The 16294-nt window shown below is 57.5% G+C and carries 13 protein-coding genes; 3 read left to right on the forward strand and 10 right to left on the reverse strand.

Translation table 11 applies throughout. The features are described from left to right. Positions 1 to 3: 3 nt before the first annotated feature. The 3 genes from nadD to VFU50_10020 all read right to left on the reverse strand — a co-directional run bounded on the left by nadD (position 4) and on the right by VFU50_10020 (position 2277). Positions 4 to 771 carry a nicotinate (nicotinamide) nucleotide adenylyltransferase gene (gene nadD, locus VFU50_10010; protein ID HEU5233184.1) on the reverse strand — a complete coding sequence of 256 codons (768 nt, stop codon included), beginning with the start codon at positions 769 to 771 and terminating at the stop codon, positions 4 to 6. A 28-nt stretch (positions 772 to 799) separates the two neighbouring features. Further along, positions 800 to 1504 carry a response regulator gene (locus tag VFU50_10015; GenBank protein HEU5233185.1) on the reverse strand — a complete coding sequence of 235 codons (705 nt, stop codon included), beginning with the start codon at positions 1502 to 1504 and terminating at the stop codon, positions 800 to 802. Positions 1505 to 1650: 146 nt separating this feature from the next. Next, positions 1651 to 2277 carry a thioredoxin domain-containing protein gene (locus VFU50_10020; protein HEU5233186.1) on the reverse strand — a complete coding sequence of 209 codons (627 nt, stop codon included), beginning with the start codon at positions 2275 to 2277 and terminating at the stop codon, positions 1651 to 1653. Between the two features lie 263 nt (positions 2278 to 2540). Here VFU50_10020 and VFU50_10025 point away from each other — a divergent pair, with 263 nt between their 5' ends. Then, positions 2541 to 4376: an OmpA family protein gene (locus VFU50_10025; protein HEU5233187.1), complete on the forward strand. Its 1836-nt coding sequence runs from the start codon at positions 2541 to 2543 to the stop codon at positions 4374 to 4376. A gap of 298 nt (positions 4377 to 4674) precedes the next feature. On the opposite strand, the gene VFU50_10030 is transcribed toward VFU50_10025, so the two are convergent. Then, positions 4675 to 6666, reverse strand: a complete 1992-nt coding sequence (locus VFU50_10030) for a prolyl oligopeptidase family serine peptidase (protein ID HEU5233188.1) — start codon at positions 6664 to 6666, stop codon at positions 4675 to 4677. A gap of 77 nt (positions 6667 to 6743) precedes the next feature. Beyond that, the gene (locus VFU50_10035; GenBank protein HEU5233189.1) at positions 6744 to 6932 is read right to left on the reverse strand and encodes a hypothetical protein; all 189 of its coding nucleotides are present in this window, start codon (positions 6930 to 6932) and stop codon (positions 6744 to 6746) included. A 254-nt stretch (positions 6933 to 7186) separates the two neighbouring features. Here VFU50_10035 and VFU50_10040 point away from each other — a divergent pair, with 254 nt between their 5' ends. Then, positions 7187 to 7462: a hypothetical protein gene (locus VFU50_10040; GenBank protein ID HEU5233190.1), complete on the forward strand. Its 276-nt coding sequence runs from the start codon at positions 7187 to 7189 to the stop codon at positions 7460 to 7462. Between the two features lie 286 nt (positions 7463 to 7748). Here the strand turns inward: VFU50_10040 and VFU50_10045 are convergent, their stop codons facing one another. From VFU50_10045 to VFU50_10065, 5 genes are all read right to left on the reverse strand, one after another. Then, complete coding sequence (locus VFU50_10045; protein ID HEU5233191.1) at positions 7749 to 8003, reverse strand: hypothetical protein; 255 nt, start codon at positions 8001 to 8003, stop codon at positions 7749 to 7751. 45 nt (positions 8004 to 8048) lie between these two features. Further along, positions 8049 to 11594, reverse strand: a complete 3546-nt coding sequence (mfd, locus tag VFU50_10050) for a transcription-repair coupling factor (GenBank protein ID HEU5233192.1) — start codon at positions 11592 to 11594, stop codon at positions 8049 to 8051. A 161-nt stretch (positions 11595 to 11755) separates the two neighbouring features. Beyond that, positions 11756 to 12499, reverse strand: a complete 744-nt coding sequence (locus VFU50_10055) for a gamma-glutamyl-gamma-aminobutyrate hydrolase family protein (GenBank protein HEU5233193.1) — start codon at positions 12497 to 12499, stop codon at positions 11756 to 11758. 163 nt (positions 12500 to 12662) lie between these two features. After that, complete coding sequence (locus tag VFU50_10060; protein HEU5233194.1) at positions 12663 to 13838, reverse strand: glycosyltransferase family 4 protein; 1176 nt, start codon at positions 13836 to 13838, stop codon at positions 12663 to 12665. A 120-nt stretch (positions 13839 to 13958) separates the two neighbouring features. Further along, positions 13959 to 15062 carry a sensor domain-containing diguanylate cyclase gene (locus VFU50_10065; protein ID HEU5233195.1) on the reverse strand — a complete coding sequence of 368 codons (1104 nt, stop codon included), beginning with the start codon at positions 15060 to 15062 and terminating at the stop codon, positions 13959 to 13961. A gap of 426 nt (positions 15063 to 15488) precedes the next feature. Between VFU50_10065 and VFU50_10070 the strand changes: the two genes are divergently transcribed. Continuing rightward, positions 15489 to 16229, forward strand: a complete 741-nt coding sequence (locus VFU50_10070) for a GvpL/GvpF family gas vesicle protein (GenBank protein HEU5233196.1) — start codon at positions 15489 to 15491, stop codon at positions 16227 to 16229. Positions 16230 to 16294: the final 65 nt, after the last annotated feature.

A 16294-nucleotide genomic window follows, 5' to 3' on the forward strand; every position in this document is an offset into this window, starting at 1 on the left:
GTCTCAGTGTTCTCGGCCCCGCGATTTCTTTTTCGCAGCGCTGGTGTGAGTGGGTGCGCTCGCGGTTTCAGCAGCTTTGCCGCTGCGATATAGGCGGGTTTTGCGGATGTACTCGGCCACCCCATCTCCGACGTAGCCTTCGAGTCGGCGGCCCGACGAGGCTGCCGCCGCACGGAGTTGGGTGGAGGAAACACGCTCAGAAACATCTTCCAGCAGATGCAGCACGACACCGGAGAACGCCATCACTGCACCGGATGAAGCAAGTCCGCCGGCGCCTTTGCGCGCTGCCTTCAACACTTCATCCTTAGGGCGCAGTTCTTGCGGCAATGCACCGGCGATGTCCCCCAGAGAATATCCAGGGCGATTTGCGACGATGAATTCGCATTCGCGCAGCAGATCGACAGGTCGATGCCACTTTGCAATGTCGAGAAATGCATCGATGCCTATCAGGAAATAGAGTTTGTCGGCCTTCTTCAGCTCGCTTTTCAGGCGGCGGATGGTTTCAAGCGAATAGTTCGGCCTTCCCGTCTCGGCATAGAGGCGGGCTTCCATATCGGAGGGGATAAACGCCGCATGTCCCGATGTCCCCAAGGCAACCATTGCCATGCGATGGGCGAAGCTGGCAAAGGTTTGGCTCTGCTTGTGCGGCGGGACCTCGGCAGGAACGAACAAAACTTTGCCTAATTCGAACCGCTTGGCCGCGCTGTCGGCAACAGCCACGTGCCCGCGATGGATAGGATCGAAGGTACCGCCAAAAAAGGCGAGGTTCACGGAAACGAGTGTAACTGAGAGGCGGTGATTATCTACCGACGGTCATTAACGCCGGAGTAGAAACGTCAAGCTGGCGGGCGATCCAGGCGTCGAGTTCCGATTTGGTACTCGGAGGCACTGTGGTAAAGCGCACGCCTACTCGTCCAGAATCGTTGGTCCACACGAACTCGCCTTTGGCTTCGAGCGAGCGATTGCAGCCCGGCAGCTCGAATCGAAGCGAAACAGCGCCTTTCATATCCGCGGTGCGGGAGGTGGCCAGAGCCACGCCGCCTTCACTGATATTGCTGAGCGGGATGGGCACATCGCGCAGATTGCCATAGGTGACGTGGGCCGTAGTCTGCAGCGGATGGCGGTGATAGCGACGCCGTTCGCGCAGAATCAGCCCATGTGCAGCTCGCAGGCTACGGGCAGCCCGGTCCGGCGAAACCGGCTTGTCCAGCACGAAATTCGCGCCGATGGAAAAAGCGTCTTTTACGCTTGTTACCCGGTTGGTGATGGCAAAGACGATCGACTTTGCGTTGGATTTACCTTTGCGCAGCTCGCGGATAAGGTCGCAGCCGCTCTGAACGTCATCGCAGTCGATAAGGATCGCGTCGAACTTGCGCCGGTCGACGGTCTGCCGGGCGGCATCGGTGGAGGTGACGGTTTCCATCTCAATGCTCACCGTTTCCAGCACACGTCTGATAACGCGCAGGACTTCCTGATCGCGTGTGAGGAGGAGCGCTTTCAGCATCACTTCCAAAATCTATCTTCGTTTACCGGTTGGGCACAGCTAACGAACGTAACGGCACCTTCGATAAAGTGACTAAAGTCGAAGGCAGGCGCTGTTCCTTTTCCGCGACTAATCAATAAAGCCCGAGAAATCAGCCACTTACAGATCTACTTCTTGGCGATTTTCGTGGTCTTTGCCGATCTCTTAGTCGAGGTCTTAGAGCTTGCGGATTTGGAGTTGGCGCCCGCTTCGCTCTTCATCTGATCGATGATGGCATACAGCTTGGACCGGTCTACTACCTCGACAAACGGCTGCCCATGAGACGCACTGGACACCACGTAAATCGTCGGGGTGTGCTGGATTCCGACCCGCTCCCCGGTAGCCAAGTCCGCCTTGATCTCAGCTTCATACTTGCCGTCGGGATCGACAACGAAAGGCAGAGAGGTCTTATTGGCGGCCGCGAATTTGTCTGCGTAGCTGCGCAGGTTCTCCGGAGTAATTGCCGGCTGATTTTCAAAGCAGTAGGCGCGCCACGCGGCTCCGAGCGACTTTGACTGGCTGTCGAAGTACTTGGCGATGACCGCAGCCTGCCGCGACCAATTGTGCTTGGCAAGCGGGAAATCGTACCGGACTACCGGGATGTTATAGGTCCTGGAAGCCGCTTCGATCAGCGGATTGGCATTGGCGCAATCCGGGCACTCGAGATCGAGGAATTCGACGATGGCCACCTTGGTTCCCGGCGGGGGTTTCAGGACGGAAGTGTCAGCGGTGTAAGCAAATGTGGTAAGCAGCATGAGAGCAGCTGAAATTACTGAGACTCGTAAACGCATGATAGTTCGACTCGGGCGTTGGGAAAACGCTGTAAATATATTATCGCGCCTGTGAAGCGCAAGCCGGTAGCCGCGCTCCATCAAACATTACCAGCATCGAGCGAAGTGCCTGTGTATCAGCAGCTTAGGAGTGAGCGGCTGCTTCGAGATATCCCTCCTTTTCTCAAGTCATTGCATCTCAGCCGTTAAGCACTGTTCCCTGTCCAACTGACATTTCAGAGGTGGTTATGAAGATCAGAGTCTTCGCTCTCTGCCTATCGCTCTGCGCGTTTGCTGCCGCGCAGGTACCGAATCCGACATCGCAACCGCCGTCCGACCAGAACAACAACAACGGCTACGCCCAGGGCACCACTACAAACCAGAGTGGCGAGACCGTGCCCCTGTTCAAAGTGCAGGTCGTGAGCCGCACAATCGAAGCCGTGAATTACCGACATCTCGGCGGAGAGACAAAAGTGGGAATGGTAGGAACCACGCTGATGCCGCAGGCCAAAGGCGATGCCCATGTCGACAGCCGCCACGGCCGGGTCGTGATCAGCGCGAAGGTCGATAAAGTCGGCGATCCGACCCAATTTGGTCCTGAGTACCTGACCTATGTTCTGTGGGCGATCACGCCTGAAGGCCGCGCGCAAAATCTGGGAGAGCTGCCGATGAAAGGAGATCACGCGCAGCTTGACGTGACCACCGGCCTGCAGACCTTCGGATTAATTGTTACCGCCGAGCCCTACTTCGCAGTTACGACGCCGAGCGATGTCGTCGTGATGGAAAACAAGATCCTGCCCGATACGAAAGGACAGATCGAGGAAGTCACAGCTAAATACGAGCTATTGCCGCGCGGCCAGTACACCAAGACCGAGAGTGCAAGCGCTCTGAAGCCGCTGGTCGAGGACGAGAACCACGATCATCACAAAGTTCCCCTCGGATTGCTGGAGGCCCGCAATGCGCTCCGTCTCGCGGAAGCGGCCGGCGCAGATCAGTACGCGGCTGACTCTATCGCCAAGGCGCAGGCGTCACTCGACCGCGCCGAAGACTACTACCGTCGCAAGCAGTGGAAGCCGGTGGAAACCGCCGCGCGCGACGCCGCTCAAAATGCCGAGGACGCGCGCGTGATCACGCTGCGCCGCCGCGAGCAGGAGTCGGTAGCACAGGCGCAGGAACGCGAACGCCAGCGGGTCGAAGAAGCTCGCGCTCGTGCCGCAGAAGCGGAAGCTCAGCGGCAGAAAGAAGCTGAGCAGCGCGCCCAGGCTGAACAGGATCTACAGGCCGCGCAGCAAGCGCGTCAGCAGGCGGAGCTAGCGCAGCAGCAAGCCGACCAGGCACGACAAGCGGCACTGCAGGCGCAGCAGGAAGCTGAGCAACAGCGCCAGGCCGCTGAACAGCAGCGAGCCGCCGCCGAACAACAGGCGCAGCAGGCTCAGCAACAAGCTCAACAAGCGCAGCTTCAGGCGCAACAAGCCAACCAGCAAAAAGAACAACTGCGTCAACGGCTGCAGCAGCAGCTCAACTCGATTCTGCAGACGCGCGACAGCGCGCGCGGATTGATCGTGAACATGTCCGACGTGCTGTTTGATCTGAATAAATACACGCTCAAACCAGGCGCCCGCGAGAAGCTGGCGAAGGTCGCGGGAATCCTACTTGCGTATCCGGATTTGAAAGTGCAGGTCGAGGGCTACACCGACAGCACCGGTACACCGGATTACAATCAGCAGCTTTCCGAACGACGCGCCATGACCGTTCGCGATTACCTCGTTGGCCAAGGCATCAACCTGAACAACGTAACCGCGCAAGGCTTCGGCCAGAACGATCCAGTTGCAAGCAACGCCACCGCGTCAGGGCGTCAACAGAATCGCCGCGTGCAGATGGTGGTCTCCGGCGAACCGATCGGGAACGTTGCATCGGCGCAAGGCATGCCCTCGGCCGGTCCAGCGGATCAGCAGCAATCGCAAAACGAGCAGTATCAGAGCCAGCAGCAGCCGTCCGCAACCCAGCCAAGTCAGCAGCAGATGCAACCGATGCAAACACAGCCGCAGATGCCGCAACAGCAACAATCGACAGTCCCGCGGTAAACTCTGAATCGCCAAAAAGGCCGACGAAAATTCGTCGGCCTTTTTCTGTGATACCTGCATGCAGGCTAAATCGGTCAGCGCTAGTTGGGAAATGTGATCAATGATCGAGAGCAACAGTCATGCATGTACGCTAATAATGCACTTAGCAGGATCGAGACTACTTAATCTGTCATCCTTGTTCATAGACAGGATGACAGATCTGATCGTGTTGAGATTCTCAAACCTGCGCGGCGACGGCGACTTTGGTGCTGCACTTTATTCGCAACCGGTTCCGGTTCGTATTTATCACTGAGACGAGTTACTCCCCCGCTGTTCCCCCCACTGGCTGCTTCAACAAAAATTGCTTCACGAACATGATCGTCGCGTAGAACTGGAAATCCTGGTTCTTCTTTTTCGAGAAGCCGTGACCTTCATCTTTAGCGACTAAGAACCACACCGGCACGCCGCTGCCGCGAAGCTTTTCGACCATCTGCTGCGACTCGCTCACCGGAACGCGCGGATCGTTCTGGCCGGCGACTACAAATGTGGGCTTGGTGATCTTCTGCCAGTTGTTCATGGGAGCGATGCGCTCCATGAACTCGCGCATTTTCGGATCGCGTTCGTCGCCATACTCGACGCGGCGTAGATCGCGGCGATACGGCTCGGTATGTTCGAGGAAGGTGACCAGATTGGTCATTCCCACAACGGGAAGCTGGCAGCAGAGTTCGTCGTCGTAGCGCGTGGCTACGTTCCAGGTCATGTGCCCGCCGTAGCTGCCTCCGGTGACCATGATGCTGCTGCCGTCGAGATCGGGATTCTGCTTGATCCAATCGATCAGCGTACCAATGTCTTTGTACGTGTCTTCACGTTGAAAGCCGTTGTCGAGCTTGAGGAAGCTCTTGCCGTATCCAGTTGAACCGCGCACGTTGGGAAAGATCACGGCGACGCCGAGTTCGTTCACGTAGTAGTTGGTTCCCGCGCTGAAGCCCGGACGAGATTGTCCTTCGGGACCGCCGTGAATGTTGATGATCACCGGCCGCTTGCCGGTAAATTTTCCATTTGCTGGTTTGTAGAGATAGCCGGAAAGCGTGCGCCCATCGAAGGTCTTCCAGTGGATCAAATCTGGCGTGACGAAGTTCGCCGGATTCAATCCGCCGGTTTCGCTCGTGGTCCAGCGGTCGAGCTTGCCGGTTTGCGCGTCGAAGGAGTAGCTGTCGAGCGGAGACTTCGCCGAGCTGAGGCTGAAGGCCACATCGCGTCCGTTCTTGTGCCACTTGATTCCGAATACGACCCCAAGCGGAAGCTTCGGCCCGGGCCTGGACCGGCCAGAAGCCGTATCGAGCAGCCGAATGACTCCTGCCCCATCTTCATTTGCTACAAAAGCGACGGTGCGGCCATCGGGACTGACGTCGAATTCATCGACATCCCACTTGATGTCGCTGCTCAAATATTTCGGCTGCAGCGACGCCAGGTCAAAGTAGGCGAGCCGCTGAAATTCGGACTCGCGGTCGGTTGTGGTGTAGAAGCCTTTTCCATCTTTGCTGAATTTCGCTTCTCCGTATGCAATCTGCTCTGGTCCTTTTGGAGTAAGCAGCTTCTTTTGCCCAGCGGCAACGTCGACCAGCCAGATGTAACTCTCGTTTGCCGATACTTCCTGATGGAGCAGGAGCTGCTTGTCGTCGGGAGACCAATCGGTGGGCTGCCATCCGCCACCCTGGAGCTCAAGCAACATGTGGTCCGTTTTGGGATTGCCGGCGTCCATCAGCCAGAGATCTGTGTCTTGACCATTGCGGCGCGTCGACACGTAAGCGAATTGTCCGCTGTGGTTGGCGAAGACGGCGCTCAGGTTACGCGACTTGCCGTCGGTGAGCAGCGTGATGTTGCCGCTATCGAGATCGTAGCGGTAGTACTGGTACCACTCGCCTCCGCCGATGTCCTTGGAAAAGATGAAATAGCTTCCCTTTACCGGGTCGTAGTGAGCCGAGGTGACGCGATCAGGAAAGAAAGTGAGCTGTGTGCGTGCGGCTCCCGGCGCGAGCACGCGATGCACCTGAGGAACATCGCCGAAGCGCGTGCTGATCAGCATCTCGCGTTGTTTCGGATGCCAGTCGAGAAAGGCCGCGGAGCGTACTTGCGTGTAGCGATCGGCCTGCTGCGCGATCGAAGCGGGGATCGGCGGAATGCCTTCCACAATCAGAGCCGGGTTCGGCTGCACGGTTTGGACCGCCGACGGCGGCCCGCTGGGCGCGTTCTGCGCGATAAGAATGGACGAAAAGCTAAGGAGAGAAACAAAGAGCAATGTGCGTTTCATAGCTGTACCTGAAGCGCACTATTTTTATCAGAAGAAAAGGCAGTGTGCGAAACGGTTTGATGGATCCCAGATCGGGACTAACGCGAGAAGGGTTCTCCTGGCTCAGAACCATGGGTGACGGACTTCTTGAAGATGCGCTCGCGCAGATCCTCGTACATTTCGATGTCGGCAAGGCTCTTGATGGTACGGCCGAAGCCGCTGGCGAGATTGCGCAGCATTCCCCCGCAGTTCTCCCGATACGACACTGCGGTCCGTCGCATTTTCATCGCTCGCTCCATAGCTGCGCCATTCACGATCGACTTCGTGCAAACACCCGGCCATCGCCAAGTCTCTTGTTTTCAACACGGGCGGAGAGGCAAGCTGCCGAATGCGGCAAATTCTTCACGAACACACCGCAATATGTTCACTCATTCGAGCGGCAACTCTGTCACTGATAGTGACATCTTAGAAAAGCGCCCACTCGTCAAAATAGCTGGAGGTGTGTCCCGGGGAAATTTCGTCCCAGGAGCACATCCCTGAAATGGCTCGGAAGATCGTTTCCATCTCGGACGGATTTCACAAGACGGGCTCGGTAGTTCCCGAAAGCGGAATCTATGCGGTGCAGCATAAGGAGCATGTGCTTCCTGCGGAAGTGACTCTGATGCAGGGCGAAGTGTTTCCTCGCTGCGAGGCCTGCGAAGAGGAAGTTCAGTTCCGGCTCCTGCGCAAGCTGGTGGAACGTGATCCTGTTTTTCGCTTCCGGGTTCAGCTTTATCAGCTTCCGGTTCTAGATCGGCCTCGCCGCAAGGCTGGGTGATCGATCCTCAGATCCGTGGGGCGCGCTCAACTTCACCCAAAGGGCATTCCTTGTTGACACCGTCATTCCTCGCGCCGCCGCGATCTGGTGCGAATCTTCTACGCTTTGGTTTGCGGCGCGGGGAATCCGCTGTCTTCTTCTTCATCCACGATGAACAGCAGATGCCCCGGAGCGCAACCCAAAAGGTGCAGGATCCACCGTCGTTCCGGCGCTCCGAGGTGACAGTACCGAAAAGAGGCCTGGTATTTCAAAGAGCGGAGCCGCAGAAAGAGTCTGGTCAGATGGATTAATCAGACGCTGAAGTCGCCAGAGTGCCCGTGAATCGGTTGCGCTCTTCGAGGAATTCCTTCGCTCCTATTTCAGCTTTTTCGAATGTATCTTCCTGCCCCCAGCCGACGATATCGGCCGAGCCTAGCTGCTGAGCGATCCAGTAGTAGATAGGGATTTCGCGTTCGCGGTTAATGATGATATCGGCGAAGTGGCTTCCGATTAATATCCGCGTATTCGATCGTTCCGGGGGAGTGGAGCTCTCGGTCTGCATGAATCTCGACGCCGGAATTATACGCTCCACAAACGGATCAGTTGCTTATGCAACTCGCGCAGGTTCTCCGGAAAGCTCGTGCAGAAGTGAAGTGATCTGAAAGAGCGCGAGTTCGGCGTCAGTCGATTTCAAATTGAATTTCAACAGGCCGCCGGGAGAGAACTGCGCGCCCCTGGTCTTGCCGACGAACTCGGCAAGCCGCGCCGGATCGACAGTGGCCTGTTCGGAAAAGCGAATCTGAACCGATTCGCGTTTGCGATCGATGCCAATGACGCCCACACGCTCGCTCAACAACTTCAACGCTGCGGCATCGAGCAGGTTGCGGACCGTCTGCGGCAATGGACCGTAACGGTCCTCCAACTCGGAGCGCACATCGGAGAGGTGGTCTTTGTTTTCAACGCCGGCGATGCGTTTGTACATCCGCAGGCGCTGGTTTTCTTCCTGAATGTACTCATTGGGAATGCGCAGGTTCAGAGCGAGATTGAGCTGAGTGCTGACGCGATCTGGCAACTCTTCACCTTTCAACTCGCGCACGGTGCGCTCGAGCAATGTCGTGTACATCTCGAAACCAACCGCTTCGATCTGCCCGCTTTGCTCTCCGCCCAGCAGATTGCCTGCGCCTCGCAGTTCCAGATCGAGCGCGGCAATTTTGAAGCCGGCTCCCAAATCGGAAAATTCTTTCAACGCTGCGAGGCGGCGGCGAGCAATGGGTGTCAATTCCTGCTCCGGAGGAATGAGCAGATACGCATACGCGCGGCGGTTAGAGCGGCCGACACGTCCGCGCAATTGATACAGCTCGGACAATCCGTGCCGATCGGCACGATTAATAAGGATCGTGTTGCACAGAGGGATATCGAGACCATTTTCGATGATCGTAGTCGCCACCAGCACGTCGGCTTCGTGGCGCATGAAGCTGAGCATCACCTTCTCGAGTTCGCCTTCCGACATCTGTCCGTGACCGACGATCACGCGTGCTCGCGGAACCAGATCCTGAATTTTGGAAGCAATTTCGTAAATGCTTTCGACGCGATTGTGGACAAAGTAGGCTTGGCCGCCACGCTCGAGCTCGTGCTCGATGGCCGAGCGGATGAGCTTCTCGTCGAATGGCGCGACGACCGTCTGAATTGCCATACGATCTTTCGGCGGGGTCTCGATCACGCTCATGTCGCGCAGGCCGACGAGTGACATGTGCAGCGTGCGAGGAATCGGAGTGGCCGACATGGTGAGCACATCCACTTCTTTCTTGAGCTGCTTGAGACGTTCTTTGTGGCGTACACCGAAGCGCTGCTCCTCGTCCACGACCAGCAGTCCTAAATCGGGAAACTTGATGTCTTTTGACAGAATGCGATGCGTGCCGATGAGGATGTCGATCTTTCCTTGCTCGGCTTTCTCGACAATCTCTTTCTGCTCTTTGCTTGTCCGAAAGCGGCTGATCATGTCGATCGTGATTGGGAACGCGGCGAAGCGACGCTTGAAGGTTTCGAAGTGCTGGAAAGCAAGCACGGTTGTGGGTGCGAGCACCGCGACTTGTCGATTGTCCTGCACGGCCTTGAAAGCCGCGCGCATGGCGACTTCGGTCTTTCCATATCCGACGTCGCCGCAGAGCAGACGGTCCATGGGCATGCTCGATTCCATGTCCTGCTTGATGTCGACGATCGCCGAAAGCTGGTCTTCAGTTTCGTTGTAGTCAAACGCGTCTTCGAACTCGCGCTGCCATTGCGTATCGACCGGATAAGCATGGCCCTGGGCCATCTTGCGCTGTGCGTAGAGCTTGAGCAGTTCGTCGGCCATGTCGCGCATCGCTTTCTTCACGCGCGCTTTTGTCTTGGCCCACTGCGTGCCACCGAGGCGGCTTAGCGGAGGACGCGCGCCTTCGGTCGAACGATACTTTTGGATCAGATCGAGGCGCGTGAGCGGAACGTAGAGCTTGGCGGATTCGGCGAATTCGAGAAGCATGAACTCGCCTGTGGTCTCGCCCTGCGTGAGTTCCTTCAGACCTTGATACTGCGAAATTCCATGCTCAACGTGGACAACATAGTCTCCGACGACGAGGTCGCGGAAGTCAGAAAGAAACGCTGAGACCTTCGACTTTTGCCGGAACGGCTGCGCTACCGCGACTTCGGAGTCGTCGAAGAGATCGCGTGCTCCGAAGAGAATGAGGCTGGCATCGCTTACTTCCACGCCTTCCGGCAGCAGTGCTTTGACCACCGTCGCGGTGCTCATCTCGCCGGCAAGATAGGAAGCCTCGTCGAGATAGCTCTCGCTGCCTGGCGACGGAGCCCGGCTGCCCAGGCGGAATGGAATCGTATATTCGGTGAAAATGTCGGCCAGGCGCTCGACTTCTCCCATATTGGGAGCGGCGAATATAACGCGCTTGCCTTCCGCTGTGAGCTTCTTCACTTCATCGACCATCGCCGGTATCGAGCCATGGAACCGCGTGGTTGGACGCGAGTGGAACGTGAATGCGTCATCGCCGTCGGCGCTCAAGCTCGTGTCGGCAATGCCCAGGCGTTCCATGTCGATGCCGGGCGTGCGCTTCAGTCTTTGATCCCAATCTTCGGGCGAGAAGTAAATTTCTTCCGGACTTACGAGTGTGCCGATGCCACTGCGCTCATGCCGCTCGTTGACCTTGTTCCACCATTCCTCTTGTTTCGCCAGCACTGCGGAAGGTTCATCGATGATGACCACACTCTGCGGCAACAGATCAAACAGGTGCTGCCCGCTTCCGGCGACAGGTGCATAGAATTCCCATCCTGGGAATACCGCAGCTCCGGTTGCAAGCATGGCGTGTTCGATCTCGATCTCGCTTCCGCTTAATCGGCGTCCGGAAAGGCGGGAATGAATTACGCCAAGCACGCGCTCGTTTACCGGAGTCTCGGTCAGGGGAAGCAGAACTACTTCATCGACCGGAGCGGCAGACCGCTGCGTCCCCGGATCGAATTTGCGGATCGTCTCGACCTCATCGCCGAAGAACTCAATCCGCAGCGGCCGATCGGCTTCCGGCGGATACACATCGAGAATGCCGCCGCGCAATGCGAACTCACCTGGCATATCCACCGCATCGGCGGAACTGTAGCCGATCGTGCGTAGATGCTCGAGCAGCGGATCAATATCAATCGTCTCGCCGCGACGAACGATGCGAGCGAGGTCGGCGTAGTACTCTGCAGAATTCAAGCGCATTGCCGCAGCTTCGAGCGGAACAATCACAATCGACGCGGCGCCGGTTGCCATCTTCCACAGCACGGTCGCGCGCTCTTCCTGAATCTCGGGGTGAGGGGAGAGGTTCTCGAAGGGAAGCACATCATGCGCCGGCAGCTTGAGAATCTGCTTGGGATTCACCGCGCCGGTAAGCTCTGCCATCGAGTGCACGATGGGCAGCATGTCCTCAGCCGCGCGATTGCTCTCGACGACCACGATCAGCGGAGCGCCAGCGGCAGCGGCAAGCAAAGGAAGGTGCAATGCTTTCGCTGAACTTGTGAGCCCAGAAACACATCGCCGCCCCGCACGACTCTTCAGGTGGGAGGCCGTACGCTGGAACGCGGGAGACTTCTCGACGTCCGCCAACAGCTCGCGGACAAAAGGCAGGACCATTAGCTACTAGGAAAATTGTAACAGCTGGAATGCGTAACTCTCTTGCGTAGCGAATGGGGCAGGCCGTACGTCCGCAGCAGCAAAGGATCAGGCAGGCTGACCTGCACCACCCATTCCCTACCGGGAACGGTACTGAACGGGAGCGATACTGACTCGCAGTCCTAGCCGACTGATTCGGATACTTCTCTCGGCTTCCAGGCCCCGGCGGCTTTCACAAATTCGTGGAAGATCTTCTTTGAGGGCTCATCCTTTTCATAGGTGCGCTCAGGATGCCACTGGACTGCCAGCACAAAGTGGTCCGGCGCGGCTCCTTCGAGCGCTTCGATTACATGGTCGTCCGGACACTTCGCGACAATGTTTAGGCCATCTCCGGCGCGTTCGGCAGCCTGATGATGACTGGAATTCACACGCAACTGCGTTGCTCCGAGCGTGGAGGCAAGTCTCGATTTGGGAGCGATCTGGATATTATGGGCGAACTCAACTGCTCTGCCGGCGGAGTGATTTACGGTCGTGCCCTCGATGTGTTGCACCAGCGTTCCCGTCCGCCACACATTGAGCGATTGCAATCCATAGCAAATTCCCAGAATGGGTTTATGAAGATTATGCGCGTCCTGCAGAAGCAGCTCATCGAGATTATCTCTGCCAGGATCGGCTGCGGCGGTTTGCGGGTGCTTCGCAGCGCCGAACTTTTGTGGATCTACGTCGGCCGGACTTCCGGGAAGGAGCACCGCTTCGCAGCTTGTGACCAGCCGGGCGATTTCATGCGGAGTTGCGCTGGTGGGAATCACGACCGGTTCGCCGCCTTCGCCTTCGATCGCCTTCAGATATTGGGGCAAGGCCCGCTGATTGTATTCAGAATCGGTCGAAGTTGGCTCGGGAATGGCGATGCGGGGCTTCACGGGCATAGTTTACAAGGCAGTTTCAGGTTTCAGGTTTCGGGTTTCGCGTTTCGGGTTTCGTGTTTCGGCAAAGCCAGTCCCCAACATCTTCCTTGCTAAGGACTGGCTTTGCCGAAACCTGAAACTCGAAACCTGAAACTGCCTCGTTCGCCTTTCCTTGGTGCGGGCTCTAGCCGCCTACCTGAAGCGGCACCAGATGGGCTTTCGGAGGCGATGCGTCCGAGTCCCTGCGCTTGCTGAACGCCATGCGATAGACAGCGTCGTACTGGGCTGCGACAACTTCGGAGCTGCGTGTGGCTGCGCAATGTTCGCGGCCGGCTACGCCGAGCGCGCGTCGGAATTGCGGATTGCTGGCCAGGAAGCGCGCACGGAAGGCTATATCTCCGACTTCTGCCGGACGAAACCAGAGGCATCCACGACCGTCAGAAGTAGCCTCGCGATGAGCTTCCACGTCGGCCGCCAGCAGTGCGCGGCCGCGCGCCATCGCTTCCAATGCAAATCCGTCGCCGGCGTGCTCGCGGTCGCAGATCACTACGTCAGCGGAGGCCATTGCCTTTGCCCGAAGCTGAGGATCGAGGGCTCGCGTCCAGGGCGCCAGACTGCATGCCGCAGCCAATTCACGCACCGCTTCGGCAGAGCTGTCGTCGCACAGGAACACGAATACCGCTTCCTGATTGTCCTGGCGAACGACTGAGGCTACGCGCATCCACCGCGAAAGCGCATCGCGGAAGTCCCATGCCGAGTGATGCGGAAGGCCGGGAACGAGGAAGATCACCGATTGCGACGAAGTGTTCGCGGCGAACTCAAGCCATTTGCGATCGGCGGTTGACTCGAGCAGTTCAGAGTCAACCGGATCGGGAATGAGAAAGACATTTTCGGGACTCACGCCGCGCTCCAGGCACTCGAGCCGCAGCGCATGGGTCGCGCTAACCACGGCCGCCGCGCGCGTGAGCACGAAATGCTCGGCCACGCGAAATGAGCGCGCCAGCCACGAATCCTCGGCGCAGCCGCCGGCCGCAGACGCAACGCGTTCGATGGTTTGACGCAGCTGGTAAACGACGCCGGTGGAATTTCTCACCGCAGCCATTCCGGCAGGAAATGAATGGGTATGAATCACATCGGCGGGAATCTCCGCGGTTCCTTCCTGCAGGACTTTGCGCCATTCCCGGACGCGATTCCACGATTGCAGCAGCGAGATGCGCGAGGCAGTTCCATTTCGGCACTCCTGCAATACCGGACCGAAGCCGCTGCCCGTAGGCGTGAGCAGAAATGGACGCATGCCGAGCGCGATCTGCCCTTCAATGAGCGGAAGCAGATCGCGGCTAGACTCAGCGGCATGGACCACTCTCCATGCGTGCTGCTTCCTGCTTCTTGGCTGATGGACAGAATCTCGTTCTCCGCCCTTCATCAGCCGGGCGCTCTTAGAGTTTCCGAGATGGGGAATTCCGGCCGGGAGCATCGTCAACTACGAAACTTCCTTTCGCTCCTGCACGAGCAGTTGCGAATAGGTAAGTACCTGATTACGGCCGCGGCCTTTGGCGGCGTATAGAGCGGCGTCAGCACATTCGATGAGCTTCTGCCGACAGGTAGCGTCGCGACCGTACACAGCTATTCCGATGCTGATTGTGAGCTTCTCGTGGCCATCGAGAGCTTCAATTTCAAAGTTCGAATTCTGCACTGACTTACGAACGCGCTCTGCTACAGCGACGGCTTCCTGCTCTTCGGCTTCCGGCAGAATGATGACGAATTCCTCTCCGCCATAGCGAGCCACGGTATCGACTTCACGCATGTCTTTCATCAGCAAAGATGTGACCTGGCGCAATACCTGATCGCCTACGTGATGTCCATGCGTGTCATTCAACGTTTTGAAATGATCGATATCGACCATGAGCAGGGAGAACATCTCTCCTTTGCGATCGGAACGCTTCACTTCAAGGTCGAGTTGCTGTTCAAAGTAACCGCGCGTACGCAGACCAGTCAGGTAGTCGGTAAATGCGAAGCGCAGCAGACCCTCGCTGGCTTGTTCCCGTGTCAACAAATTTTCTGCGACTAGCGAAAGCGTCCAGAGTAGGTGCGCGTCTTCTTCCGTGAAAGCTTCTGATGATTTGTTGAAAAGTTGAAGCGACCCAAGCACGCGTCCTTTCACGAACATGGGGACGACTAGAGCGGACTCCGCTCCGGCTGCCTCAAGCTCCGAATCAGCTTTCTCATGCTTTCCTTTCTCGATGACCATGGGCGTTGCATGCTGGCTCACCCAGAAATGAAGCAGGTTGCCTCCCCAAGGCGCCTGTGGGCTGCATTGAATCGGCCCACGCTGCAGACGCAGCTCCATCTTTTCCTGCGGCTCGTTCCAGAAGTAGACGCAAGCACCGTCAAAGCTGACGATGGTTGCCGCCAGATCGCAGATGAGATTAAGTGCAGGCCCGAGTTGCATCTGTGAGCCGGTGATTGTCGCTAAGCGGAGAATCGCTTGCACGCTACGCCAGCGCCGCCCCAGAATCTCTGCATTCAATTCGCTCTTAATGGGGACAACGAAGCTGGCGACATCGAAATTGGGATCACGCGGCATGGATGCGGGCGCTGTTTGAGACAAGCTGAGCAGAGAAGCCGAGGCAGTTCTGCGGTTTGTAAGATGCCGAATCGGCAGGGGTTCGTGGTATCGACCTGATCACCCTTAGTACAGTGACCGCTGCAGTGCCTGTTGCCAGGCCGAGACTGAGGGGTAAAACTCGGAAAAACTGGGAAATTTCCGGTAAAAACCGGCGAAGCGCAGGGGTGCGAATTGCCGTAAACTAAGGCAGTCTTCGTAGGTCCAGCTAAATGAAGCACTTGCAAACTTCTGTGTTGCAGGTCTAGGATTGTTTCTGCTGTGAACGCGTTCTACCCCGAGAACGCGTCGCTCGCGTCGCCCGTTCCAAAACTTTGTAAGTTGCGGTTCCTAGTTCTTTTCCCGTGTTGAGACCGTTGCGTCCCGGCACGCCCACGGAGAAGCATCATGGCTTGGTACGCGTACTGCATTACGGAACAGAAAGCGTTCCTCGGATCTATTCGTTCCCGTCGTCCTTTCCCGGTCGAAAATCTTTCCGGAGTTGGCAATAACCAGGTATTTGCGTATCCCAGCGGCGAATTAGCGGTGATTGTAAGCGAATACACGCCGGGAGAATTGAATCAGCAGGCAGTGATCGAGCACGCGCGCGTCGTCAGCGAGTGCTTCCGCAACACCACCGTGCTTCCGTTCCGTTTTGGGACTATCTTCGAAAGTGACGAAGCCCTGCGTCGCGCGCTTCGCTCCAACCGCAAAGCCTTTACCGATTCGGTATCGCGGCTGAAGGGCAAGGCCGAAATGCACCTGAAGCTGGTGGTCAAGGACGGCTCGCTGCGGGAAGCCATGAACGATATCGAGCTGCCCGATTCGGTGGGCGGCGAATATCTGGCGCGGCTCCGCGAAAAAGCAACCCGACAGCGTGAGCGACAAACCAAAGCCCGCGCCTTGTCGGTTCAGGTAAATCGACTGTTCCATCCCCTGGAGGAAGAAGTCAGTTGCCGCAAGGACGAAACCGGCGGCATGCTCATCGATATCGCCCACCTGATTGACGAGAAGGCGATCGAGCGCTACCAGAACAGCTTCAGCAGTGCCGCCCGCCAGCTGAAAAACTGTGAAATTCTCATCAGCGGTCCCTGGCCGCCGTACCATTTCACACCCGGGCGACTGCGCAGCCCTAAGGCAGAAGCTTAAGTTGATCTGATTAATAGCATCCTCATCATCCCAGTCGGCCATGGCTGGGATTTTTCTTTTTGGTT

The organism is Terriglobales bacterium, assembly GCA_035764005.1.
GTDB lineage: Bacteria > Acidobacteriota > Terriglobia > Terriglobales > Acidobacteriaceae > Gp1-AA112.

What these genes read in the sequence shown, in the direction of transcription:
- VFU50_10015 (HEU5233185.1), bottom strand. Translation starts at nt 1,504, where the DNA reads ATGCTGAAAGCGCTCCTCCTCACACGCGATCAGGAAGTCCTGCGCGTT.
- VFU50_10020 (HEU5233186.1), bottom strand. Translation starts at nt 2,277, where the DNA reads ATGCTGCTTACCACATTTGCTTACACCGCTGACACTTCCGTCCTGAAA.
- VFU50_10025 (HEU5233187.1), top strand. Translation starts at nt 2,541, where the DNA reads ATGAAGATCAGAGTCTTCGCTCTCTGCCTATCGCTCTGCGCGTTTGCT.
- VFU50_10030 (HEU5233188.1), bottom strand. Translation starts at nt 6,666, where the DNA reads ATGAAACGCACATTGCTCTTTGTTTCTCTCCTTAGCTTTTCGTCCATT.
- VFU50_10035 (HEU5233189.1), bottom strand. Translation starts at nt 6,932, where the DNA reads ATGAAAATGCGACGGACCGCAGTGTCGTATCGGGAGAACTGCGGGGGA.
- VFU50_10040 (HEU5233190.1), top strand. Translation starts at nt 7,187, where the DNA reads ATGGCTCGGAAGATCGTTTCCATCTCGGACGGATTTCACAAGACGGGC.
- VFU50_10045 (HEU5233191.1), bottom strand. Translation starts at nt 8,003, where the DNA reads ATGCAGACCGAGAGCTCCACTCCCCCGGAACGATCGAATACGCGGATA.
- mfd (HEU5233192.1), bottom strand. Translation starts at nt 11,594, where the DNA reads ATGGTCCTGCCTTTTGTCCGCGAGCTGTTGGCGGACGTCGAGAAGTCT.
- VFU50_10055 (HEU5233193.1), bottom strand. Translation starts at nt 12,499, where the DNA reads ATGCCCGTGAAGCCCCGCATCGCCATTCCCGAGCCAACTTCGACCGAT.
- VFU50_10065 (HEU5233195.1), bottom strand. Translation starts at nt 15,062, where the DNA reads ATGCCGCGTGATCCCAATTTCGATGTCGCCAGCTTCGTTGTCCCCATT.
- VFU50_10070 (HEU5233196.1), top strand. Translation starts at nt 15,489, where the DNA reads ATGGCTTGGTACGCGTACTGCATTACGGAACAGAAAGCGTTCCTCGGA.